The organism is Mycobacterium alsense (assembly GCF_002086635.1).
GTDB lineage: Bacteria > Actinomycetota > Actinomycetes > Mycobacteriales > Mycobacteriaceae > Mycobacterium > Mycobacterium alsense.
The window spans coordinates 47,007-69,162 of record NZ_MVHD01000025.1; the positions used below are offsets into that span (position 1 = coordinate 47,007).

At 67.9% G+C, this 22,156-nt stretch carries 27 protein-coding genes and 1 tRNA gene; 25 read left to right on the forward strand and 3 right to left on the reverse strand.

Features of this window, described 5'->3' with window-relative positions; all coding sequences use genetic code 11:
• Positions 1–87 precede the first annotated feature (87 nt).
• The 3 genes from BST11_RS15215 to xerD are packed head-to-tail and all read left to right on the forward strand — an operon-like array spanning position 88 to position 3,387.
• Entirely contained in the window at positions 88–1,836 is a 1,749-nt protein-coding gene (locus BST11_RS15215) for a CTP synthase (protein ID WP_083138759.1), read from the forward strand.
• Positions 1,829–2,452 carry an NUDIX domain-containing protein gene (locus BST11_RS15220; protein ID WP_083138760.1) on the forward strand — a complete coding sequence of 208 codons (624 nt, stop codon included), beginning with the start codon at positions 1,829–1,831 and terminating at the stop codon, positions 2,450–2,452. Before BST11_RS15215 ends, BST11_RS15220 begins: the two co-directional genes overlap by 8 nt.
• Positions 2,449–3,387, forward strand: coding sequence for a site-specific tyrosine recombinase XerD (xerD, locus tag BST11_RS15225; protein ID WP_211284721.1), 939 nt, complete (start codon positions 2,449–2,451; stop codon positions 3,385–3,387). Before BST11_RS15220 ends, xerD begins: the two co-directional genes overlap by 4 nt.
• Positions 3,388–3,407: 20 nt before the next feature.
• Here the strand turns inward: xerD and BST11_RS15230 are convergent, their stop codons facing one another.
• Entirely contained in the window at positions 3,408–4,160 is a 753-nt protein-coding gene (locus BST11_RS15230) for a class I SAM-dependent methyltransferase (protein ID WP_083138761.1), read from the reverse strand.
• A gap of 187 nt (positions 4,161–4,347) precedes the next feature.
• Between BST11_RS15230 and BST11_RS15235 the strand changes: the two genes are divergently transcribed.
• From BST11_RS15235 to BST11_RS15285, 11 genes are all read left to right on the forward strand, one after another.
• Entirely contained in the window at positions 4,348–5,211 is an 864-nt protein-coding gene (locus tag BST11_RS15235; protein ID WP_067318060.1) for a ParA family protein, read from the forward strand.
• Positions 5,208–6,035, forward strand: a complete 828-nt coding sequence (locus BST11_RS15240; RefSeq protein ID WP_244897662.1) for a segregation/condensation protein A — start codon at positions 5,208–5,210, stop codon at positions 6,033–6,035. Before BST11_RS15235 ends, BST11_RS15240 begins: the two co-directional genes overlap by 4 nt.
• A gap of 11 nt (positions 6,036–6,046) precedes the next feature.
• Positions 6,047–6,730, forward strand: a complete 684-nt coding sequence (gene scpB / locus BST11_RS15245) for an SMC-Scp complex subunit ScpB (protein ID WP_276033815.1) — start codon at positions 6,047–6,049, stop codon at positions 6,728–6,730.
• 10 nt (positions 6,731–6,740) lie between these two features.
• The gene (locus tag BST11_RS15250; protein ID WP_083138763.1) at positions 6,741–7,484 is read left to right on the forward strand and encodes a pseudouridine synthase; all 744 of its coding nucleotides are present in this window, start codon (positions 6,741–6,743) and stop codon (positions 7,482–7,484) included.
• The gene (cmk, locus tag BST11_RS15255) at positions 7,481–8,167 is read left to right on the forward strand and encodes a (d)CMP kinase (protein ID WP_083138764.1); all 687 of its coding nucleotides are present in this window, start codon (positions 7,481–7,483) and stop codon (positions 8,165–8,167) included. The genes BST11_RS15250 and cmk overlap by 4 nt, the downstream gene beginning before the upstream one ends.
• Positions 8,164–9,564, forward strand: a complete 1,401-nt coding sequence (gene der, locus BST11_RS15260) for a ribosome biogenesis GTPase Der (RefSeq protein ID WP_083138765.1) — start codon at positions 8,164–8,166, stop codon at positions 9,562–9,564. The genes cmk and der overlap by 4 nt, the downstream gene beginning before the upstream one ends.
• Positions 9,565–9,865: 301 nt before the next feature.
• Complete coding sequence (locus BST11_RS15265) at positions 9,866–10,624, forward strand: SDR family NAD(P)-dependent oxidoreductase (RefSeq protein ID WP_425320602.1); 759 nt, start codon at positions 9,866–9,868, stop codon at positions 10,622–10,624.
• A gap of 11 nt (positions 10,625–10,635) precedes the next feature.
• On the forward strand, positions 10,636–11,475 hold the full coding sequence (locus BST11_RS15270; protein WP_083138788.1) for a cyclase family protein: 840 nt from the start codon (positions 10,636–10,638) through the stop codon (positions 11,473–11,475).
• Positions 11,475–12,239: an IclR family transcriptional regulator gene (locus BST11_RS15275; protein WP_083138789.1), complete on the forward strand. Its 765-nt coding sequence runs from the start codon at positions 11,475–11,477 to the stop codon at positions 12,237–12,239. Before BST11_RS15270 ends, BST11_RS15275 begins: the two co-directional genes overlap by 1 nt.
• A 60-nt stretch (positions 12,240–12,299) precedes the next feature.
• Positions 12,300–12,376: transfer RNA gene (locus BST11_RS15280), tRNA-Pro, on the forward strand.
• Positions 12,377–12,595: 219 nt separating this feature from the next.
• Complete coding sequence (locus tag BST11_RS15285; protein ID WP_142276371.1) at positions 12,596–12,850, forward strand: hypothetical protein; 255 nt, start codon at positions 12,596–12,598, stop codon at positions 12,848–12,850.
• Between the two features lie 35 nt (positions 12,851–12,885).
• On the opposite strand, the gene BST11_RS15290 is transcribed toward BST11_RS15285, so the two are convergent.
• Positions 12,886–14,082 (reverse strand): tyrosine-type recombinase/integrase, encoded by a 1,197-nt coding sequence (locus BST11_RS15290; RefSeq protein ID WP_083138768.1) that lies wholly within the window; start codon positions 14,080–14,082, stop codon positions 12,886–12,888.
• 248 nt (positions 14,083–14,330) lie between these two features.
• Here BST11_RS15290 and BST11_RS15295 point away from each other — a divergent pair, with 248 nt between their 5' ends.
• From BST11_RS15295 to BST11_RS15340, 11 genes are all read left to right on the forward strand, one after another.
• Positions 14,331–14,525, forward strand: coding sequence for a MerR family transcriptional regulator (locus tag BST11_RS15295; RefSeq protein ID WP_083138769.1), 195 nt, complete (start codon positions 14,331–14,333; stop codon positions 14,523–14,525).
• Entirely contained in the window at positions 14,522–15,169 is a 648-nt protein-coding gene (locus BST11_RS27175) for a hypothetical protein (RefSeq protein ID WP_142276372.1), read from the forward strand. Before BST11_RS15295 ends, BST11_RS27175 begins: the two co-directional genes overlap by 4 nt.
• A gap of 758 nt (positions 15,170–15,927) precedes the next feature.
• A complete protein-coding gene (locus BST11_RS15300) occupies positions 15,928–16,140 on the forward strand; it encodes a hypothetical protein (protein ID WP_083138770.1) in 213 nt (70 codons plus the stop codon).
• Complete coding sequence (locus BST11_RS15305) at positions 16,137–16,373, forward strand: NUMOD4 domain-containing protein (RefSeq protein ID WP_083138771.1); 237 nt, start codon at positions 16,137–16,139, stop codon at positions 16,371–16,373. The genes BST11_RS15300 and BST11_RS15305 overlap by 4 nt, the downstream gene beginning before the upstream one ends.
• A complete protein-coding gene (locus tag BST11_RS15310) occupies positions 16,370–16,597 on the forward strand; it encodes a hypothetical protein (protein ID WP_083138772.1) in 228 nt (75 codons plus the stop codon). Before BST11_RS15305 ends, BST11_RS15310 begins: the two co-directional genes overlap by 4 nt.
• Entirely contained in the window at positions 16,594–17,100 is a 507-nt protein-coding gene (locus tag BST11_RS15315; RefSeq protein WP_083138773.1) for a hypothetical protein, read from the forward strand. The genes BST11_RS15310 and BST11_RS15315 overlap by 4 nt, the downstream gene beginning before the upstream one ends.
• Before the next feature lie 177 nt (positions 17,101–17,277).
• Positions 17,278–18,120: a phage major capsid protein gene (locus BST11_RS15320; protein ID WP_083138774.1), complete on the forward strand. Its 843-nt coding sequence runs from the start codon at positions 17,278–17,280 to the stop codon at positions 18,118–18,120.
• Between the two features lie 267 nt (positions 18,121–18,387).
• Positions 18,388–18,717: a terminase gene (locus BST11_RS15325; protein ID WP_142276373.1), complete on the forward strand. Its 330-nt coding sequence runs from the start codon at positions 18,388–18,390 to the stop codon at positions 18,715–18,717.
• Between the two features lie 170 nt (positions 18,718–18,887).
• A complete protein-coding gene (locus BST11_RS15330) occupies positions 18,888–19,271 on the forward strand; it encodes a hypothetical protein (protein ID WP_083138776.1) in 384 nt (127 codons plus the stop codon).
• Positions 19,272–19,326: 55 nt separating this feature from the next.
• Entirely contained in the window at positions 19,327–20,211 is an 885-nt protein-coding gene (locus BST11_RS15335; protein WP_169834916.1) for a DNA-methyltransferase, read from the forward strand.
• Entirely contained in the window at positions 20,208–21,320 is a 1,113-nt protein-coding gene (locus tag BST11_RS15340; RefSeq protein ID WP_083138778.1) for a hypothetical protein, read from the forward strand. Before BST11_RS15335 ends, BST11_RS15340 begins: the two co-directional genes overlap by 4 nt.
• A 54-nt stretch (positions 21,321–21,374) precedes the next feature.
• Here the strand turns inward: BST11_RS15340 and BST11_RS15345 are convergent, their stop codons facing one another.
• The gene (locus BST11_RS15345; RefSeq protein WP_083138779.1) at positions 21,375–21,680 is read right to left on the reverse strand and encodes a hypothetical protein; all 306 of its coding nucleotides are present in this window, start codon (positions 21,678–21,680) and stop codon (positions 21,375–21,377) included.
• Positions 21,681–22,156 lie beyond the last annotated feature (476 nt).

A 22,156-nucleotide genomic window follows, 5' to 3' on the forward strand; every position in this document is an offset into this window, starting at 1 on the left:
ATGTTAGGGTGGGTTTCCGTGGTCGGCAGGCCCAGCTAGCTAACGCTAGACAAACTCAAGCCCTGCCCGTCGTCACGGAGGTCGCCAGTGCGCAAGCACCCGCAAACCGCCACCAAGCACCTCTTCGTCAGCGGCGGGGTGGCTTCCTCGCTGGGCAAGGGGCTTACGGCCAGCAGCCTCGGGCAGCTGCTGACGGCGCGGGGGCTGCACGTCACGATGCAGAAGCTCGACCCCTACCTCAACGTCGACCCGGGCACCATGAACCCTTTCCAGCACGGCGAGGTGTTTGTCACCGAGGACGGCGCCGAGACCGACCTCGACGTCGGCCACTACGAACGGTTCCTGGATCGCGACCTGTCCGGCTCGGCGAATGTCACTACCGGGCAAGTGTATTCGAGCGTGATCGCCAAGGAGCGGCGCGGTGAATACCTCGGCGATACCGTGCAGGTGATCCCGCACATCACCGACGAGATCAAGCGACGCATCCTGGCGATGGCGCAGCCGGACGCCGACGGCAACCGCCCCGACGTGGTGATCACCGAAATCGGCGGCACCGTGGGCGATATCGAATCGCAGCCCTTTCTGGAGGCCGCGCGGCAGGTCCGCCACGACCTCGGCCGGGAGAACGTCTTCTTCCTGCACGTGTCGCTGGTGCCCTACCTGGCGCCCTCGGGCGAGCTCAAGACCAAGCCCACCCAGCACTCGGTTGCCGCGCTGCGCAGCATCGGTATCACCCCCGACGCGCTGATCCTGCGCTGCGACCGCGACGTGCCCGAAGCGCTGAAGAACAAGATCGCGCTCATGTGCGACGTCGACATCGACGGCGTTATCTCCACCCCGGACGCGCCGTCGATCTACGACATCCCCAAGGTGCTGCACCGCGAGGAGCTCGACGCGTTCGTGGTGCGCCGACTCAGCCTGCCGTTCCGCGACGTCGATTGGACCGAATGGGACGACCTGCTCCGCCGGGTCCACGAACCGCACGAGACGGTGCGGATCGCGTTGGTGGGCAAGTACGTTGAGCTGTCCGACGCCTATCTGTCGGTCACCGAGGCGCTGCGCGCGGGCGGGTTCAAGCACCACGCGAAGGTCGAGATGGTGTGGGTGCCCTCCGACGAGTGCGCGAACGCCGGCGACGCCGCGGCAGCGCTGAACGACGTGCACGGTGTGCTGATCCCGGGCGGGTTCGGCATCCGCGGAATCGAGGGCAAGATCGGGGCGATCCGCCACGCCCGGGGGCGCGGGCTGCCGGTCCTGGGGTTGTGCCTCGGTCTGCAGTGCATCGTGATCGAAGCCGCGCGCTCGGTCGGCCTCACGGAGGCCAACTCGGCCGAATTCGAGCCGGGCACACCGGATCCCGTGATCGCCACGATGGCCGACCAGGAACAGATCATCGCCGGTGAGGCCGACCTCGGCGGCACCATGCGGCTGGGTGCCTATCCCGCGGTATTGGAACCGGATTCCGTTGTGGCCCAAGCCTATGGGACGACGGAGGTGTCCGAGCGCCACCGGCACCGCTACGAGGTGAACAACGCCTACCGCGACCGGATCGCCCAGAGCGGCCTGCGCTTCTCCGGGACCTCGCCCGACGGCCACCTCGTCGAGTTCGTCGAGTACCCGCCGGACGTGCACCCGTTCATCGTCGGCACCCAGGCCCACCCCGAACTCAAGAGCCGGCCCACCCGCCCCCACCCGCTGTTCGTGGCATTCGTGAAGGCGGCGCTCGACTACGCGGGCGGGGAGTTGCTGCCCGTCGAGATTCCCGAGCACTCCTCCAACGGCAACCACCAAGACAGCTCCCAGCGGCCGCTACCCGAGCCCGCCACCCGTGGCTGAGCACGTCTTCGAGACGGCGTCATCCGAAACGCTGCACACCGGAAGGATTTTCGCGCTGCGCCGCGACCGGGTCCGGATGCCGGGCGGCAAGGTCGTCACGCGCGAGGTCGTCGAGCACTTCGGCGCGGTGGCAGTGGTGGCGATGGACGACGAGGGCAACATCCCGATGGTCTACCAGTACCGGCACGCGTTCGGGCGGCGGCTGTGGGAGCTGCCCGCCGGGCTGCTCGACGTCGGCGGCGAGCCGGCGCAGCTGACCGCCGCCCGCGAGCTGCAGGAGGAGGCCGGCCTGCGGGCCGACGCCTGGCGGGTGCTCGTCGACCTCGACTCCACGCCCGGCTTCAGCGACGAGTCGGTGCGCGTCTACCTGGCCACCGGGCTCACCGAGGTGGACCGGCCCGAGGCACACGACGAAGAGGCCGACATGAAGCTACGGTGGTATCCGCTGGCGGAAGCCGCCCGCAGGGTGCTCAGCGGTGAGATCGTCAATGCCATTGCGGTGGCGGGGATTCTGGCCGCGCACGTCGTCACCACCGGGTTCGCGCAGCCGCGCCCGCCGGACAGTCCGTGGCCCGACAAGCCGACCGCGTTCGCCGCGCGAAAGGCCGCGCCGTGACCGCGGCGCTGGACACCCAACTGCAGGGCTACCTCGACCACCTGACCATCGAGCGGGGCGTGGCGAAAAACACCCTGAGCTCCTATCGCCGCGACCTGCGCCGCTACTCGAAGCACCTGTCCGACCGCGGAATTCACGATCTGGCCAAGGTCGGCGAGGACGACGTCAGCGCGTTTTTGGTGGCGCTGCGCCGCGGCGACCCCAATTCCGGGGCGGCCGCGCTGTCGGCGGTGTCGGCAGCGCGGGCGCTGATCGCCGTCCGCGGCCTGCACCGGTTCGCCGCCGCGGAGGGGCTCACCGAACTGGACGTGGCGCGGGCCGTGCGGCCGCCGACGCCGGGCCGCCGGCTGCCCAAGAGCCTGACGATCGACCAGGCGCTGGCGTTGCTGGAGGGCGCCGGCGGTGACAGCCCGAGCGACGGCCCGCTGACGCTGCGCAACCGCGCGCTGCTGGAGTTGTTGTACTCCACCGGATCTCGGATCTCGGAGGCCGTAGGCCTCGACGTCGACGACATCGACACCGAGGACAGGTCGGTGCTGCTGCGCGGCAAGGGCGGCAAGCAGCGGCTGGTGCCCGTCGGGCGCCCCGCGGTGCAGGCGGTGGACGCCTACCTGGTGCGCGGCCGGCCCGACCTCGCGCGCCGCGGCCGCGGGACGCCGGCCATCTTCCTCAACGCGCGGGGCGGCCGGTTGTCCCGGCAGAGCGCCTGGCAGGTGCTGCAGGACGCCGCCGAGCGCGCCGGCATCACGTCCGGCGTGTCGCCGCACATGCTGCGGCATTCGTTCGCCACCCACCTGCTCGAGGGCGGCGCCGACGTCCGCGTCGTGCAGGAGCTGTTGGGGCACGCCTCGGTGACCACGACGCAGATCTACACCCAGGTGACGGTGCACGCGCTGCGCGAGGTGTGGGCCGGGGCGCACCCACGCGCGCAATAACCCGCGAAGCTCGCGGCGCTCTACCCCAGGTAGTCGCTCTCGAGCACCAGGTCGGACGCCAGCGACTGGTATTCCAGGTGCGTCTTGTGCTCGACGGTGTTCCACAGCTTGCCCTGCTGCTGGCGCATGTACGCGCGGTACTTCGGCGAGCCGGGCAGCTTGACGTTGTCGGCGACCACGATCGAGCCCGGGTGCAGCCAGCCGCGGTCCACGATGCTCATCAGGTCGTCCAGGTAGACGTCCTTGTCGTGGTCGAGGAACACGAAATCCAGCGCGCCGGAGGCGAATCCGTGGTCATGGGCCAGCGCGTCGAGCGTGCGGCCGCCATCCCCGATGGTGCCGACGACACACGTCACCCGGTCGCCCACGCCGGCGTGCTCCCAGATCCGGCGGGCGTTGGCGGCGTTGGCCTCGGCCAGCTCGACGGAAAACACCCTGGCGGCCGGGGCGGCGCGGGCGATCCGCAGCGCCCCGTAGCCGCAATACGTACCCAGCTCGAGAGCGAGCGCGGGATCGGCGCGGCGCACGGCCGCGTCGAGCAAGAGGCCCTTCTCGTCGCCGACGTTGATCAGCATCGCCTTCTCGTAGGCGAACTTGTCGATGGTGGCCAGCACGTCGTCGACGTCGCCGGCGCGGGCGTTGGCCAGGACGTAGTCGACCGCGGCGGCTTCGCGCCCGTCGCCGATCTGGCCCGTGACGTTGATGTTGCGAATGCCGGGGGCCATCCGCCAGACCGACCACCGCAGCAGGGGGAGCCGTCGTTTGAGGTCCATGGGAAACCACGATAGTGCGCCCCGCCAATGTTGCTGATGTGACTGAAGTTAACTCGCCGTGCGCCTGCGCGGCCCACCACAGAAATCCGTCCATATTGGCTGGTTACTTGCCTGCGGGTCGCCCGGCCTTGGCGCGCGCAGCCGCTACACTTTCTGCGATGTTCACCTCCCGAACACACCGGGCATGATGGCCGAGCAACCGGACAGCGCCGTCGAGATCGGCCTGACGGGGCGCCCGCCGCGGCCGATCCCGGAGCCCGAGCCGCGCACCTCGCACGGCCCGGCCAAGGTGGTCGCGATGTGCAACCAGAAGGGCGGCGTCGGGAAGACCACCTCGACGATCAACCTGGGCGCCGCGCTCGCCGAGTACGGCAGGCGGGTGCTGCTGGTGGACATGGACCCGCAGGGCGCGCTGTCCGCGGGCCTGGGCGTGCCGCACTACGAGCTGGAAAAGACCATCCACAACGTCCTGGTGGAGCCGCGGGTGTCGATCGACGACGTGCTGCTGTCCACCCGGGTCAAGCACATGGACCTGGTGCCGTCCAACATCGACTTGTCGGCCGCCGAGATCCAGCTGGTCAACGAGGTGGGCCGCGAGCAGACCCTGGGCCGGGCGCTGCACCCGGTGCTGGACCGCTACGACTACGTGCTGATCGACTGCCAGCCGTCGCTCGGCCTGCTCACCGTCAACGGCCTGGCCTGCGCGGACGGCGTCGTGATCCCGACCGAGTGCGAGTTCTTCTCGCTGCGCGGCCTGGCGCTGCTCACCGACACCGTCGACAAGGTGCGCGACCGGCTCAACCCGAAGCTGGAGATCAGCGGCATCCTGCTCACCCGCTACGACCCGCGCACCGTCAATGCCCGCGAGGTGATGGCCCGCGTCGTGGAGCGCTTCGGGGACCTGGTGTTCGACACCGTGATCACCCGCACCGTCCGGTTCCCGGAGACCAGCGTGGCGGGCGAACCGATCACCACCTGGGCGCCGCGGTCGGCCGGCGCCGTCGCCTACCGCGCGCTGGCCCGCGAGTTCATCCACCGATTCGGCGCGTGAACGGCTTGCAGACTGGCCCGGTTAACGGTGAGGCGCCCGCCAAGAACGGCTTCCAGGTACGCCTGACCAACTTCGAGGGCCCGTTCGACCTGCTGTTGCAGCTGATCTTCGCGCATCGCCTCGACGTCACCGAGGTGGCGCTGCACCGGGTCACCGACGACTTCATCGCCTACACCCGCGAGATCGGCTCGCAGCTGGGGCTGGAGGAGACCACCGCGTTCCTGGTGATCGCGGCGACGCTGCTCGACCTCAAGGCCGCCCGCCTCCTTCCGGCCGGCCAGATCGACGACGAAGGGGACCTCGCGCTGCTGGAGGTGCGCGACCTGCTGTTCGCCCGGCTGCTGCAGTACCGGGCGTTCAAGCACGTCGCGGAGATGTTCGCCGAGCTGGAGGCCGCCGCGCTGCGCAGCTACCCGCGCTCGGTGTCGCTGGAGGACCGCTTCACCGAGCTGCTGCCGGAGGTGATGCTCGGCGTCGACGCCGAACGGTTCGCCCAGATCGCCGCGGTCGCGTTCACCCCGCGGCCGGTCCCCACGGTGGCCGTCGGCCACCTGCACGACGTGATGGTCTCGGTCCCCGAGCAGGCCGGGAAACTGCTGGCGATCCTGGAGGCCCGCGGCAGCGGCCAGTGGGCGACGTTTTCCGAGCTGGTTGCCGACTGTCAGGCGCCGATGGAGGTCGTCGGGCGCTTCCTGGCGCTGCTCGAGCTGTATCGGACCCGGGCGGTAGCATTCGACCAGTCAGAGCCGCTCGGCGTGCTCCAAATTTCGTGGACCGGGGAGCGTCCGACCAGTGAATCCCTGGTAGAGGTGCGGGACGAATAGTGAACGACGAGTTGCCCGAAGATCTCGAATCCGACCTGGGCATCGAGATCGCCGAGGCGGCGCCGATGGACGCCGAGGAACTCGGCTCCGTGCTGGAGGCGCTGCTGCTGGTGGTGGACACGCCGGTCACCGCCGAGGCGCTGGCGTCGGCCACGCAGCAACCCGTCTACCGGATCGCCGCCAAGCTGCAGCAGATGGCCGACGAGCTCACCGCGCGCGACAGCGGCATCGACCTGCGGCAGACCAGCGAGGGCTGGCGGATGTACACCCGCGCCCGGTTCGCGCCCTACGTGGAGAAGCTGCTGTTGGACGGCGCGCGCTCCAAGCTCACCCGGGCGGCGCTCGAGACGCTGGCCGTCGTCGCCTACCGCCAGCCCGTGACGCGGGCGCGGGTCAGCGCGGTGCGCGGCGTCAACGTCGACGCCGTGATGCGCACGCTGTTGGCGCGCGGCCTGATCACCGAGGCCGGCGTCGACGACGACACCGGCGCGACGACGTTCGCCACCACCGACCTGTTTTTGGAGCGCCTGGGGCTGACGTCGCTGGCCGACCTGCCCGACATCGCGCCGCTGCTTCCCGACGTCGACACCATCGAGGACCTCAGCGAATCCCTGGACAGCGAACCACGTTTCGTCAAGCTCACGGGCGGTTCGGCGCCCGAGCAGGGGCTGTCCTTCGACATCGACAAAGATTGATCAAGGATCGATGGCCGAAACCCAGGGGATCCGCTTGCAAAAAGTGTTGTCCCAAGCAGGAATTGCCTCGCGCCGGGCGGCGGAGAAACTCATCGTCGACGGCCGGGTCGAGGTGGACGGGCGGGTGGTGACCGAGCTCGGCACCCGCGTCGACCCGGACGCCTCGGTGATCCGCGTCGACGGGGTCCGGGTGATCGTCGACGACTCGCTGGTGTATCTGGCGCTGAACAAGCCCCGCGGCATGCAGTCGACCATGTCCGACGACCGCGGCCGGCCGTGCATCGGCGACCTTGTCGAAACACGGGTGCGCGGCAACAAGAAGCTGTTTCACGTCGGCCGGCTGGACGCCGACACCGAGGGGCTGATTCTGCTGACCAATGACGGGGAGCTCGCGCACCGGCTGATGCATCCCTCGCACGAGGTGCCCAAGACGTACCTGGCCACCGTGGCGGGGTCGGTGCCGCGCGGGCTGGGCAAGAGGCTGCAATCCGGGATCGAGCTGGACGACGGCGTGGCCCGTGTCGACGACTTCGCCGTGGTGGACGCCATCCCGGGTAAGACGCTGGTGCGCTTGACATTACACGAGGGCCGCAATCGCATTGTGCGTCGACTGCTGGCCGCCGCGGGCCACCCGGTGGAGGCGCTGGTGCGCACCGACATCGGGGCGGTGTCGCTGGGTGAGCAGCGCCCGGGCAGCATCCGAGCGCTGCGGCGCGACGAGGTCGGGCGGCTGTACCAGGCGGTGGGCCTGTGAGCTCTGACGTCGTGGTGGCCATCGACGGGCCGGCCGGGACCGGAAAATCCTCGGTGTCAAAGGGTTTGGCGCGCGCGCTGGGGGCCCGCTACCTGGACACGGGCGCGATGTACCGGATCGTGACCCTGGCGGTGCTGCGCGCGGGGGTCGACCCGGCGGACGCCGATGCGGTCGAGCGGGTGGCGTCCGCGACCCGGTTGTCGGTCGGCTACGACCCCGACCGGGTGAGCTGTTACCTTGCCGGGGAAGATGTTTCGGCCGAGATCCGCGGCGACTCGGTCACCCGGGCGGTCTCGGCGGTGTCGTCGGTCCCGGCGGTGCGCGCGCGGCTCGTCGCGCTGCAACGGGCGATGGCCGAGGGCCCGGGCGCCGTCGTCGTCGAGGGCCGCGACATCGGAACCGTGGTGCTGCCCGCCGCGCCGGTGAAGATCTTCCTCACCGCCTCGGCCGAGACCCGGGCCAGGCGGCGAAACGACCAGAACGTCGCGTCGGGTCTGGCCGACGACTACGAGGGCGTGCTGGCCGACGTGCGCCGCCGCGACCACCTCGATTCCACCCGGCCGGTGTCGCCGCTGCGCGCGGCCCCCGACGCGGTGGTCTTCGACACCAGCGACATGACCGAGGATCAGGTGATCGCCCATCTGCTGGAGCTGGTCAGGCAGCGAAGCGGGGCGGTGCGGTGACGCAGGACGGCACCTGGATTGACGAAAGCGACTGGGAAGCAGTCGATTCCGGTATCGAAGGGGTGGACGAGCCCGGCCCCGCGCCGGTCGTCGCGATCGTGGGCCGGCCCAACGTCGGCAAGTCGACCCTGGTCAACCGGATCCTCGGGCGCCGCGAGGCGGTGGTGCAGGACGTCCCCGGCGTGACGCGCGACCGCGTCTCCTACGACGCGCTGTGGACCGGCCGCCGGTTCGTCGTGCAGGACACCGGGGGATGGGAGCCCGACGCGAAGGGCCTGCAACAGCTGGTGGCCGAGCAGGCGTCGGTGGCCATGCGCACCGCCGACGCGGTGATTTTGGTGGTCGACGCGACCGTGGGCGCGACCACGGCCGACGAGGCCGCGGCCCGGATCCTGCTGCGCTCGGGCAAGCCAGTCCTTTTGGCCGCCAACAAGGTTGACAGCGAAAGGGCCGAGGCCGACGTCGCCGAGTTGTGGTCGTTGGGACTCGGCCAGCCGCACGCGATCAGCGCCATGCACGGCCGCGGCGTGGCCGACCTGCTCGACGAGATGTTGGCCGCGCTGCCCGAGGTGTCGGAGGCGGCGCCGGCGGCGGGCGGGCCGCGGCGGGTGGCGCTGGTCGGCAAGCCGAACGTGGGCAAGAGCTCGTTGCTGAACAAGCTGGCGGGCGACCAGCGGTCGGTGGTGCACGAGGTCGCCGGCACGACGGTCGATCCGGTGGACTCGCTCATCGAATTGGGTGGCAAGATATGGCGTTTCGTCGACACCGCGGGCCTGCGGCGCAAGGTCGGGCAGGCGCGGGGGCACGAGTTCTACGCGTCGGTGCGCACCCATTCGGCCATCGACGCGGCCGAGGTGGTGGTCGTGCTGGTGGACGCGTCCGAGCCGTTGACCGAACAGGATCAGCGGGTGCTGTCGATGGTGGTCGAGGCCGGACGGGCGCTGGTGCTGGCCTTCAACAAGTGGGACCTGGTCGGCGAGGACCGGCGTGAGCTACTGGAGCGGGAGATCGACCGCGAGCTGGTGCAGCTGCGGTGGGCGCAGCGGGTCAACATCTCGGCCCGCACCGGCCGCGCGGTGCAGAAGCTGGTGCCGGCGATGGAGACCGCGCTGGCGTCCTGGGACACCCGGATCCCGACCGGCCAGCTGAACGCCTGGATCAAGGAGGTGGTGGCGGCCACGCCGCCGCCCGTGCGGGGCGGCAAGCAGCCGCGCATCCTGTTCGCCACCCAGGCCACCGCCCGCCCGCCGACGTTTGTGCTGTTCACCTCCGGCTTTCTGGAGGCCGGTTACCGGCGCTTTTTGGAGCGGCGGCTGCGCGAGACGTTCGGGTTCGAGGGCACCCCGGCCCGGATCAACGTGCGGGTGCGCGAGAAGCGCGGAGCCAAGCGACGCTGAGCGGTCGCGTTTAACGCCCGCCACGCCAGTCATATCTCTGCGGCGGGCGGTTGTGCGCGCGCCCGCCTCACAGCGACAAATCGCCCCAGCTCGGGTTGTCGCTCGGAGGCGGGCAAAAGGGTAGCCGCCTCCCGCGGTGTCTTCTGGGCCTGATGCGACCAAGGATCATCGTGAATTCCTACGATGCGAGCAATGACGCCTACATCACAGGAGTTCCGATTGACTTAGATCGACGCCTCTCCTACTCTTTCTCGTATAGCGGGTTGATACACCCGTAACGCGGGACTCAATGGAGGTACCGGTGCGCCGGTTCAGCGTGCGCGACAAGTCGATCCTGATCACCGGCGCGACCGGTGCGCTGGGCAGCGTGGCGGCCCGTGCGCTGTCGGAAGCCGGGGCCCGGCTGACGCTGGCCGGCGGAAACGCAGCGGCATTGCGCGACCTCGGCATCGACCACGCCGCGGTGGTCACCCGCCGCCCCGAGACCCCCGCAGACGCCCAGGCGATGGTGGACGCGGCCGTCGCCCGGCACGGCCGCCTCGACGGCGTCTTGGTGGCCTCGGGCATGAACCGCGTCGCGCCGATCACCGAGATGGCCGTCGAGGACTTCGACGACGTGATGGGCGCCAACGCCCGCGGCGCCTGGCTGGTGTGCCAGGCGGCCGGACGGGTCCTGCTCGACCAGGGGGACGGCGGCAGCGTCGTGCTGGTCTCCTCGGTCAGGGGGTCGCTCGGCCACCCCGCCGGCTACAGCGCGTACTGCCCCTCGAAGGGCGCGACCGACCTGCTGGCCAAGAGCCTGGCCGCGGAATGGGGCGCCGCCGGCATCCGCGTGAATGCGATTGCACCAACGGTTTTCCGCTCGGAGCTGACCGAGTGGATGTACGCCGACGACGAGCGCGGACGCCAGACCCGTGAGGCGATGTTCGCGCGAATCCCGTTGCGCCGCTTCGCCGAGCCGGACGACTTCGTCGGCGCGCTGATCTATCTGCTGAGCGACGCCTCGAGCTTTTTCACCGGCCAGGTGATGTACCTGGACGGCGGCTACACCGCGTGCTGAAAGGGACCCACATGAATATCACCTGGCCGCTTGGGGAAGCCGAGTCGACGCTGGAGTTCTACGACCTGTCCCACCCGTGGGGTCATGGGGTCCCGGCGTGGCCGTACTTCGAGGACGTCAAGATCGAACGATTGCACAACATGGCCCGAAGCCGGGTGCTGACCCAAAAGATCACCACCGTAATGCATTCCGGCACGCACATCGATGCGCCCGCCCACGTGGTCGAGGGCACGCCGTTCCTGCACGAGATCCCGCTCAGCGCGTTCTTCGGCACCGGCGTCGTCGTGTCCATCCCGAAAAACAAGTGGGAGGTCGTCACCGCCGAGGACCTGGAGCACGCCAGCGCCGCCGGCCCTGAGATCCGCGCCGGCGACATCGTCATCGTCAACACCGGCTGGCACCACAAGTACGCCGACAGCGCCGCGTACTACGCCTACTCCCCGGGCTTCTACCAGGACGCCGGCGAGTGGTTCGCGGCCAAGGGCGTCAAGGCCGTCGGCACCGACACCCAGGCGCTGGACCACCCAATGGCCACGTCGATCGCCGCGCACGGCCCCGCGGAACACACCGGCGGGCTGTTGCCCTGGGCGGTAAGGGAATACGAGCAGGAGACCGGCCGCAGGGTGCTCGACGATTTTCCCGAGTGGGAGCCGTGCCATCGCGCGATCCTGTCCAAGGGCATCTACGGGTTCGAAAACGTCGGCGGCGACCTGGACAAGGTCACCGGCAAGCGGGTCACCTTCGCCGCGTTCCCCTGGCGCTGGGTCAACGGCGACGGCTGCATCGTGCGCCTGGTCGCGATCGTCGATCCGACCGGGAATTACCGGCTCGAGACGGGCCGGGTCGCGTGATGGCCGTCGGGTCCGAGGATGCCCGCGCCGGCGGGATTCAGGTCATCGCCCGCGCGGCCGAGATACTGCGGCTGCTACAGGCGCACCCGGGCGGCCTGAGCCAGGCCGAGGTGGGCGAGCGGCTGGGCATGGCCCGCTCGACGGTGAGCCGCATCCTCGGCGCCCTGGACGACGAGGGCCTGGTCGCCCCGCGCGGGGCCCGCGGCCCGTACCGGCTGGGGCCCGAGATCGCGCGGATGGCGGGCTCGGTGCGACTGGGCGTCGTGATGGATGTCCACCCGTTCCTGGAGGAGCTGTCGCGAGAGCTGGAGGAAACCGTGGATCTGTCGATCCTCGACGGTGATCGGGCGACCTTCGTCGATCAGGTGGTCTCGCCGCACCGGCTGCGCGCGATCAGCGCCGTGGGGGAGTCGTTCCCGTTGCACTGCTGCGCCAACGGCAAGGCGCTGCTGGCCGCGCTGGAGCCCGAGCAGCAGGCGCGGGTTCTGTCCCGCCGGCTGGCCCGGTTCACCGCCAACACCATCACGACCCCCGCGGCGCTGCGCAAGGAGCTAGAGCGCGTGCGCGCCGACGGCGTCGCCTACGACCGCGAGGAGCAGACCGAAGGCATCTGCGCGGTGGGCGCCGTCCTGCCCGGGGTGGGCGGGCAGCTGGTGGCGGTCAGCGTGCCGGTTCCCGCGCAGCGGTTCTACCGCCGCGAGTCCGAACTCGCCGAGGCGCTGCGGGCGTGGGTGCGGCAGACTCGCAGGTCGCTCGGGGGTTAGCAGAACGCCGGGCCGACTGCGGTAGGCTTTCGACCTGCTGCCGGTGATCGAGGCGGCATCCGGGCTGTGGCGCAGTTTGGTAGCGCACTTGACTGGGGGTCAAGTGGTCGCAGGTTCAAATCCTGTCAGCCCGACCAGAGTTAGAGCAGTTCAGAGGCGGTTTCGGAGAAATCCGGGACCGCCTTTTTCATACCGGTCGGGGGTATGGATGGCAACGTGGATGGCAACACAGATGGCTAGTCGAATCTGAGCGCTCCGTAAGAGCTGCGTGATAGTACGCCAAGAGTCTGGTTTGCGGGGCGAAACGCCGAATCGCCTGCACGCAGACATCGCACATGCGTTCTAACGTGCTAGCTGTGAATATCGAAGACATGGGGCCTGACCCCAATTTCAGCAAGATCAGAGCGGCCGACCTTCATCCCGAAGCGGTGGTAAGTCAACAGATTCGCGACGGGCTGGCGAAGATCGACGAGAGCACCTCCAATAAGGGCCTCAAGTTGATCGGGATGCTCCTCGGCCTGGTCGGCTCCGCGGCAGCCGGGATCATCGAGTTGGAGAAGCAGATCATCGTGTTGCGCGAAGAAGTGCGACAGCTCCGCGACGGCCGGTAGTTCGACCGGTACCGGGCCAAGGGGAAGTTGGCTCGCTACAGGCCGAGGGCGGCGCTGAGCTTGTCGACTGCGGCTCGCGCCGTGTCGTCGCTGGTGTGCCCGTATATGTCGCCGGTGATCGCCACCGACGAGTGCCCGAGCAGATCAGCAACCGCTTTGATGTGTACGCCCGCCTCAAGCCACGCGACGGCCGCACTGTGCCGGATCGTGTGCAGGTCGGTTTCGACCCCCGCGGCCTTGGCTGCCGTCTCCACGACGCGCAACAGGTTGCGCGGATCGACTGGCCCGCCGAGTTCCGTCGTGAACACCAGACCGCTGTCCTGCCACTGGTCGCCCGCACGGAGGCGCTCGGCGGCCTGAGCCGCCCGGTGCTTGCGGAGCAGTTCGACGACGGCGGGGGAGAGCGGCACCGCGCGCCGGGACCGTTCCGTCTTGGGCGCGCTGATGACCAGCTGCCCGCCAATGCGGCCGATCGTTGCAGCGACCTTGAGCACCGCGGTGTCGAGGTCGACGCGATCCCACGCGAGCGCCAGCACTTCGCCGCGTCGCAAGCCGGTAGCGGCGATCAAGACGAGCGCCGGGTGATAGCGCGACGCTGAGGCGGCGGCGAGCACCTGGGCGACGGCGCCCTGATCGAGATGCTTCGCCTCGGCGCGCTCGACGCCGGGCCGCTTCACTGCGGCGGCCGGGTTCTTGGCGAGCAGCCCGTCGCGCACCGCGCCGTCGAGCCCGGCACGCAAAACCGTGTAGGTCGAGCGGATCGTCGAATCAGATAGCGCGCGCACCGGCTCGCCTGGCTTGCCGTCGACGCCCTTCGGCCCCGGCTTGATCTTGGCGCGCATGGTCAGAACGAGTTTCTCGACGTCGCTCGGCTTGAGCTTGTCGAGTCGGATCGCGCCGAACGGTTCGGGCTCAAGATGTAGCCGCGAGAGGTTCTCGTAGAGCGCGCGCGTGGCCTGCTTGCGGTCGCTCGCCGCGAGCGTTGTTCCCCGCCAGTGCGCCAGCCACGCCCCAACCGGCATAGTTGCGTCGCGCGCCGGGGCGCCGCTTTCGATGCGCTCGCGGGCTTTCTTGAGCTTCTCTCGGGCGTCGGCGCGCGTTGGGCCGTAGACGCGGATTCGCTGCGTTCGGCCGTCAGCGTCGGCGTAGGTGAGCGCCGCGACATATCCGGTTACACGGCCGTCGCGGGTTCGCTTGTAGATGGAGCCCTCGCCGTTTGCGTTCTTTCCCATAGCCCCTCACTGTGATTTGCGCCACAAAGGTCAAGTGGTCATCCGATACCGCAATCTACCGCAGAGGACTCGGCGCTACTCCATACGACTCGCGGGCCGAAACCCGCAGGCGCCGTGAGCGGTTCAAGTTGGCGAAGACGTGGCGATTTTGACCAACCCCGCACATATGGTCTTCATCAAGCCGACCGCGAGCGTCGGCGAACGTCGCCGGAGGATGGCGACGACAACTGAATATCGGAGGGCGTTATATGCAACAGGATGATCGGCAATTGCTCGTTGCCGTCACAGAAGTTGGGCCGAAATACCTTGGGGGCCTTGGCCTTACGAAGGTCTATGAACTGATCAACAACGGTCAGCTCGTGAAATGCAATATCGGTCGCCGCGGATTCGTGACCCGCAAGTCGATCGAGGCGTACGTCGACCGTCTGGCAGCGGCGAAATGACCGGCGACAGGATCACACCGGCCATTGTCAGTGCCCTGGCAAGGAGCGAGTACGACGAGGATGCCCAACACGAACGCGCCATGAACGCAATGAATCTCGTTCGCGATGACCTCGCCGATGGTCGCACCCCAGATCGGCGGCTGGTCAACGTCGCATTAGCCTGCGCCTGCCACCCATGCCTCGACGGAATGGTCGAGCAGGCGAGGGAACTCGGGCCGTGGCTCGCGGTGGCCGAGCCCTCGCCGCCGTCGCCCGTCGAGCGGTTCGTCGCGGAGTGCTGCGAATTTACACCTGGCTCGCCGACGGACGCGACGCCGGTCGAGTTCTGCGAGGCGTATGTGCGTTGGGCGCGCGACAACGGCGAGAACACTGCAGGTGTCTCGACGGTCGGGCTCGGACGTGAACTGTCGGCGCGATTCGGCATCCGATCAACGCCGGTTCGGAGCGTCCGAATCTATCGGGGGCTGGCGTTACGGCAGGGGTCGGCTGCGGCCGACGGCGAGGATTCAGCGAACGGTGCAAGTCGTGCCCGATCCGTGCCGCGAGCACAGTGCCGGGCACAGGTTGGGGCACAGGTCGCGGGATCGGCCGTCGCGGGCAATAGCAGCAGTTCAGAGCACATAGAAGCGGGTAATTCGTGTTGAGTTGGGCACGGGTCGGAGAAACATTCTGTGCCCGCTATATCCGCAGCTCAACGCCTGTAAGTCATGTATTGGGCACAGGGGGACAGTTTATTGCAGGTTGGTGGTTATATGTGGCTTTGTCAGCGCCATTCGTGCACGTCAACGGCCATCGGGGGGCCTTTAAGGCGCTCATATGCAAAAAGGTGTGCCCCTGTGCCCGACCGGTTGACAGCAAAGTCAGCACCGTATGGACGGCGTATCTCGGTGTATCTGCGCTCGTAGCAAACCGCGCAACTCGTACTGAATCCGTGCTGCCAGCGGGGTGGTCAGCACAGATTGCAGTACAGATTGCCATATGGGCCGCCGCTGCCTCTTACTGCAGGTCAGCATCAGTTTTACGAGGCATTCTGCTGCTTTTTCAGTACGGATTCAGCACAGATTGCAGGGTGCCTTCTTGTGCCTATATGCGCAGCTCAATCGGCATAAAAGGAGTCGACAGCACGGGTAGCACACCTTTTTCGGGGTTGGCGTCTCTATGTGCCCGATCGTGGTCCGTTTCCGCAGGTCGCTTTGCTCTGGGTGCGCTGTGTGAGCCTCATATGCGCAAACGCGTGCTACCTGTTCTGCCGCCCCGTCAGCAAATCACTCACAACTAAATACCGGTAGGAGATTCAAGTTCACATGAGTACAAGCAGCAACGTTGCTTTGAGCGACGAAAAGCCTCTGTTCAGGTACGACGAGGCGGCCGGCGTGCTAGTTCGGCAAACCGGGGGCACCCTGTGATCACGTCCACGTTCACACCCGAGTTCGCCCGGCGCATCCTCGACGGCCTCGACGCGGGAGCGTTCGACAAGCATCTGAGCAGGGCGGCCCGAGAGCGGCTACGCAGCGAGGCGCTGAGGTCCCTTCCGGCTTCGACTGACGCAGCGCCGTTAGTGGTCGAACAGATCACCCGCGAGGCCGAGCGGGGCGAAGCGGGGCCGAACCGATGAGCGTCGAACTATTCCGCCCCGTCGACGGATGGGTCGGGTTCTACGAGGTTTCGAGCCGCGGCTGCGTGCGCAGCGTCGCGCGGGTCGTCGAGACAGCCGACGGGCAGCGTCGCCGCGTGCCGGGGCGGCTGCTCAAGCTCAGCGACGGCCGGGCGCCGCACTGCACCCTGTCTCGGCCCGGTCGACGGCAGACCTACTACCCGAAAGCCAACGGACGGAGGAACTACGCGTGACCGACGACGATCCGCTGCGCGCGGCGTTCGACAACCACCAGCGGGCGCCCCGCGACATCGTGCCCCACGTCGAGCACACGCTCGACGATCTGCGGCGCCTGGCCGACGGCACCCTGCAAGTCCAGGTAACGCACTACGAGATGAGCGAGTACGGCGTCACCCAATTCACCGAATGGGCAACCGTGGCGCATCCAATCGCAAACACCCGAGAGGAACACCGTTGAACACAAACGAAATCGACAACACAACCGTTGAGGTCGCAACAGGACAGGGCGACAGCGCACCTGTTGACGAGTCAACGGTCGAGCAGAGCGACGCGCCAGCCGAGGGCGACGGCGGCGGCAACCGCGAGGCCGCCAAGTACCGGCGCCAACTCCGCGAGGCCGAAGCGCAACGCGACGCCCTGAGTGAGCGCCTGTCGACGCTGCAGCGCCGCGAGGCCGAGCGCCTGGCCGCCGAGCACCTCGCCGACGGTGCCGACATGTGGCGTGACGGGCTCGACATCGCCGCGCTGCTCGACGACGACGGTAACCTCGACCCCGCCAAGGTCGCCGACGCCGCGGGCGCCATTGGTAGGGCTCACCGGCATTGGGCTGCTCCACGTCCACAGAAGCGCAACCCGACGGGTCGCGGCGGCGGCCTCAAGAGCGGCGCGACGGGCAGTGACGACTACCGCCCGGCGACGTCGTGGCAGAAGATCCTCAACCCGCGTCTAGGTGACGACTGACCGGCCTTTTTGACGCAACCCGCCGGTAAGCTGATTGGTGCGGTGGCCGCGTAGGTCCGTGACCCCGGTTACCGCACCGATCAGCCCCAGGCGGGCAGCACGTCGCAGGCAGCGCCGCGACAGTCACACACCATCTCTGTTGATTCGTTGAATTTGCTTGAAAGGCAACAACTTAATATGACTCTGCTCACTTCCCCGTCTGGTGGCACGCACGGCCTTCTGCCCGAACAACTCGGCCCGCTGATCATTCAGCCCGTCCGGCAGGCGTCGGTTGCGCTGCGCATCGCCAGCGTCGTGACCACGACCTCCAACGAGTACCGCATTCCCGTCGTCGAAGGTGACGCAGGCGTGGCGTGGATCGCCGAGGGCGCCGAGATTCCCGCCAGCGACGCCGATTTCGACGAGGTGGTCGTGCGGCCCGCGAAGGTCGGCGGCCTGTCGATCATTTCCCGCGAGCTGGCCGAGGACTCGTCTCCGTCGGCGCAGCAGCTTGTCGGCGACGGCCTGGCCGAGAAGATCGCCCGAGGCGTCGATGCGGCGTTCTTCGGCGACACCGTGACCAACGGGCCGAGCGGCCTGCTGTCGGTGGCGGGCGTGTCGACCGTTGACACAGGCGGGACGATCGCCAACACCGACCCGTTCGCCGAAGCTCTGTCCAAGGCCGAGGTCGCAGGCGCCGCCGTGACGTCGTTCGTGGCGCACCCGACAACCGTCCTGGAACTGTCAAAGGTCAAGAAGCAGACCGGCAGCAATGAGCCGCTGCTCGGCTACGACGCAGCCCAGCCCACGCAGCGCCAGGTGCTCGGCGTCCCGCTGATCCCCAGCCCGGCGGTGGCTGTCGGCACCGTGTGGGCCGTCCCGCAGGCCAAGGTCGTGGTCGTGCTGCGCGACGATGTGCGCCTCGACGTCGACCGCTCGCGGTACTTCGAGACGGACCGCATCGGCATCAAGGCCACCATGCGCGTCGGGTTCGCGTTCCCCCACCCGGCGGCGATCGTGCGCCTGTACGACGCGCCGTAACACGTTCGGTGGTTTTGCTGTCGTGCCCTGTTCTCTGTTCGGGTGAAGCGCCGCCGTTCGTATGCGGAAACGCTGCAGCCACACCACCACCCCGAGAGCGCCCCGCGCGTGCGCGTCGTTTAGCGACCTCCGCGCCGCGCGGGGCGACTCACCCCTCACGCCACGGGGGTGGGGGAGTACCCCGCCGAAGCTCCGCAGGCGCACCTCGGGGCATAGGCGGGCTTCTCTCCCTGGCAATTCAGAACTTTGGCCCTTGGAAAGGGGGTTGTGGTGATCACACCGCGAGGATTGAAGGCGGGCGGTCGGCGGCTGTGGGCCGCTGTGACAGGCGATTTCGATCTCGACCAATCCGCTGCCGCGGTGCTCGCTGAGGCGTGTTACACCGTCGATGAACTGGCCGATTTGCGGGCCAAACTCGCCGTAATCGAGCCCGTTATCGAGTCGAACCAAGGGCCGCGGATGCACCCACTGTTTGCCGAGGTCCGCGCCCGCAGGCTGCTGCTCGCCAAGCTGATCCGCGACGTCGGCCTGCCGAAGGAACTGCCCGACGACGACCCCGACGGCGACGGTAGCGAGGACGGCACCGATGCCAGTTAGCCCGAAGAACCGGCCACGCAAGAAAGCCGCAGCGCCCCCGCCACCGCCCGACGAACCTTGGTGCGGCGAGTTCGACGAGCACGACTGTCTCGGCGCCGACTGCCCGCGGCGGCCCTCGACGCGTGACGTCGGCCTCGCAGGACGCGAACACGCGGAAGGCCCGGTGAGCGATGTCCTACGCGACCGCGGATGAAGTCAAGGCCGCGTTGCGAGCGATCGGCCGCGACGAGCTGGCCGACGACCTGCCGCCCGTCGACGCACTGCTCGACGAGGCGAGCGACCTGATAGCCGGGCACCTGTGGCCCTCCGCAGTACCGACACCGATACCCGGCCCCATCACGCGGGCAGTCGCAGCGGTGGCCGCCACGGTGCTGACGAGGCCGCCGCAGGTCCTTCCCGAAACGCACAGCCTGCAGGCCGATGGGTTCGGGATAACGTTCGCGCCGGGCGCCGGGTCGCTTGGGCCGTACCTGACGACCGCGCTAAAGGCGCGGCTACGCCCGTACCGGGCGGCGATGACATCGGTTGAGATGGGTAGCGAACGCACTCGATAGGTACGCGCCCGTGCGCCTACGGGGCCGCGTGGGTGCCCTTGGCTACGATCCCGCTATGGCGCCGCGTGGACTGCATCGAATGATCGCTGACGGGATAGTTCACGGCGACTCCGCGGACCTGTTGCCCAAACTCCCGGCGGGCAGCGTTGATCTGTTTTTCACGTCGCCGCCATACGCCGACGCCCGCGCTTACAGCCGGATTCACCCCGACCACTACGTCGAATGGTTCCTTCCGTACGCCGAGAAGATGCTCGCGGCGACGACCGAAACCGGCAGTCTCGTCCTCAACATCAAGAACCGTGTCGCCAACCGCGGCCCGTTGAAGGGGCAACGGCACCCGTACGTGTATCAGCTGGTGCTGGCTCTGCAGCAGATGGGTTGGCGCTGGGTCGAGACGTACATCTGGGCCAAGCCGAACGCGGTGCCGGGCAAGTTCGGCCCGCGGACAAAAGACGCGTTCGAGTACGTCTATCACTTCGCTCGCGGCACACACCCATACTTCGACCTCGACGCCGTCCGCGTGCCCTACCGGGCCGATGCGGCAGAGATTGCGCGCCGCGCCCAAGACTCCAACGGCCGTCGCAACACCGCGGCGGGCTTCGGCCGAGACCGCACCAAAACGTACCTGCGCGGCGGCGCCGACCCCGGAAACGTCGTCTGGGTGCCTCAGACCTACAACCAATATCGCGGCGTCGCGCACACCGCAGCGATGCCCGAGGGCCTCGCAGAGTTCTTCATCCGCTGCGCCAGCCCCAAGGGCGGCCTCGTCGTCGACCCCTTCGCAGGCAGCGGCACAACCGTCGCGGTGGCACGCCGCTACGACCGCCAAGCGATCGGCTTCGAGTTGCACTCGGAGTTCGTCACCGAGGCGCGACGGCGCCTCGCAGAGGGCTTCGACAATGACGACCCGCCCGCCGAGCTTCATGCAGTGGGCCAGTGACCACGCCAGAGAGCACCATCGCGGCCGTCCTGGCAGCCGACACCTGGGACAAGCGTGTCGGCGAGATCAGGCTGATTCCCGAACGTCACGGAACGGCCCAACACAGCGGCATTTTCGCGGCCATCGCGCGAGAGCGCTACGTGCCGCAGCTTGCGGCCGACTTCGCGTATGTGCCCCACGTTCCGTTCTACGACGAACCGCACTTCGAGCACGTTTACTCCGCGGCGTACGACGCCACGGAGGGATTCACGAAGGTGGCTGTCGGCGACATCGCTGCGCTACTGCAACAGAATCCGCAAACTCTGCTGGTGTTTCGCACCATCACCGGGTTGCTCAAGAATGAGCTTGCGCCTGCGACGGCCGTTGTGGCCGAAGAGTTGGCTGACGGCAGCCAAAAGGTGTCGTCGTCGACGATCGACGGCGCCGAGAAGCGGGGCGGCCGGATCAGCGCCGAGCAGGCGCGCGTGCTGGCGCACACCATCGACAAGCTGGTACGCCGGGAACTGTACACAGACGCAGCGCTGGGCTGGCACAGCAAGCAGGAGAAGTTCGACACACGCGACGGCTGGGACGGCGTGCGCACGCTGGCGAGCGAGGGCGTGCCTTATAGCTCGTATCTCCATCAGCGACACTTCGGCGGACCGTTTAATCAAGTCACGAACGCCACCACAAGTAACCGCGGTGATCTGCTCGAAGATGCGGTGCAACAGTTGTTCGACGAGAACGGGATACCGTATATCCGCACCGGCGCCCACAATCAGGGAGACATCGCAACCCGATTCGGCGTAACTGTCACTCCTGCACCGGATTTCGTCGTCTTCGATGCGTCCGACACTCTGCGAGGGATGCTCGAATGCAAGGTTGCCAACGACGGCGGTACAGCGCGTGACAAGGCAAACCGCTTTCAGTCACTGCAGGGTGAAGGCAAGCGACTCGGCGGGGTACCCGTGATTGGCGTACTCGGCGGCACCGGATGGGCGCGCGTCAACGACACACTCGGGTCGGTGTTGCAGCACACCGACGGCCGCGTCTTTACCGTCGAGACTCTCGACGAGATGCTGACAGTGAACCCGTTCCCGCAGCTGATTGGGCTAGTGCACGACATGTAGAACAGCCCGCCACCGCGCATGCGGTGACGGGCCGTTGCGGCGGGAGCGACGAACTTACCGGGCGAGATGGTCGAGTTCGTCAGCGGCGTCGCGCAGGTGGGCGGCCAGGGCCTCGACGTCGCTGCTGTCGACCATCACGTCGCCGTGCTCGTCGCTAAGCGCGATGCTGAGCCCGTCGAGTCCGCCGTCGACGTACTGCAGTCCGTGCACCTTGACGCGCAGGCCGCCCGGCGTCGTGTGCTCGCCGCAGTGAAAGTGTCGGTGCGCGATCCGGTCGTCGTCGCTGAGTTCCCAGTCGCCGATGTGCTCGGCAGCGGACGGCGGGAGGATGGTCAGCGGTGCGGGTGTGCTCGTTGTCATGGCGCAGACGCTATGTGTGCGGCGGCGTCGCGTCAACCACCCATAACGACCGAAAGTGTTTACATATCAACAGCTTTCGAGCTTCGATTGTTGAACCGTCAACACCGCGAATGCAAGGGCGGCAAGCGATTTCGGCAACCGCTGTGCAACCGTCGATCTGGCTGGATGCGCCGCGCCAATTTTGACGCCGATCCGCGCCGGGCGTGTCGCGCCGGGGAGTGTCGATGGATGGCAACGCGGATGGCAACGTAGCCCATTTCGCCGACATTCGCCCACCGTCACCGACAGACGCAAAACGCGCCTACCTGCACAAAACGGGTACTGGCGAAGGCCCGCGAAGGTCGTTCCGGTGCCTGGGGGTCAAGTGGTCGCAGGTTCAAATCCTGTCAGCCCGACCAGTGTCATGTCTCGGGACATCGTTGACAGGTGTCCCGAGACATGGTTTACACCTCTAGCCTGTTTTCTGGGCTGTTTCC

What these genes read in the sequence shown, in the direction of transcription:
- BST11_RS15270 (WP_083138788.1), top strand. Translation starts at nt 10,636, where the DNA reads ATGAATATCACCTGGCCGCTTGGGGAAGCCGAGTCGACGCTGGAGTTC.
- BST11_RS15320 (WP_083138774.1), top strand. Translation starts at nt 17,278, where the DNA reads ATGACTCTGCTCACTTCCCCGTCTGGTGGCACGCACGGCCTTCTGCCC.
- BST11_RS27175 (WP_142276372.1), top strand. Translation starts at nt 14,522, where the DNA reads ATGACCGGCGACAGGATCACACCGGCCATTGTCAGTGCCCTGGCAAGG.
- BST11_RS15305 (WP_083138771.1), top strand. Translation starts at nt 16,137, where the DNA reads ATGAGCGTCGAACTATTCCGCCCCGTCGACGGATGGGTCGGGTTCTAC.
- BST11_RS15295 (WP_083138769.1), top strand. Translation starts at nt 14,331, where the DNA reads ATGCAACAGGATGATCGGCAATTGCTCGTTGCCGTCACAGAAGTTGGG.
- BST11_RS15230 (WP_083138761.1), bottom strand. Translation starts at nt 4,160, where the DNA reads ATGGACCTCAAACGACGGCTCCCCCTGCTGCGGTGGTCGGTCTGGCGG.
- BST11_RS15290 (WP_083138768.1), bottom strand. Translation starts at nt 14,082, where the DNA reads ATGGGAAAGAACGCAAACGGCGAGGGCTCCATCTACAAGCGAACCCGC.
- BST11_RS15275 (WP_083138789.1), top strand. Translation starts at nt 11,475, where the DNA reads ATGGCCGTCGGGTCCGAGGATGCCCGCGCCGGCGGGATTCAGGTCATC.
- BST11_RS15345 (WP_083138779.1), bottom strand. Translation starts at nt 21,680, where the DNA reads ATGACAACGAGCACACCCGCACCGCTGACCATCCTCCCGCCGTCCGCT.
- BST11_RS15235 (WP_067318060.1), top strand. Translation starts at nt 4,348, where the DNA reads ATGGCCGAGCAACCGGACAGCGCCGTCGAGATCGGCCTGACGGGGCGC.
- BST11_RS15335 (WP_169834916.1), top strand. Translation starts at nt 19,327, where the DNA reads ATGGCGCCGCGTGGACTGCATCGAATGATCGCTGACGGGATAGTTCAC.
- BST11_RS15250 (WP_083138763.1), top strand. Translation starts at nt 6,741, where the DNA reads ATGGCCGAAACCCAGGGGATCCGCTTGCAAAAAGTGTTGTCCCAAGCA.
- BST11_RS15330 (WP_083138776.1), top strand. Translation starts at nt 18,888, where the DNA reads ATGTCCTACGCGACCGCGGATGAAGTCAAGGCCGCGTTGCGAGCGATC.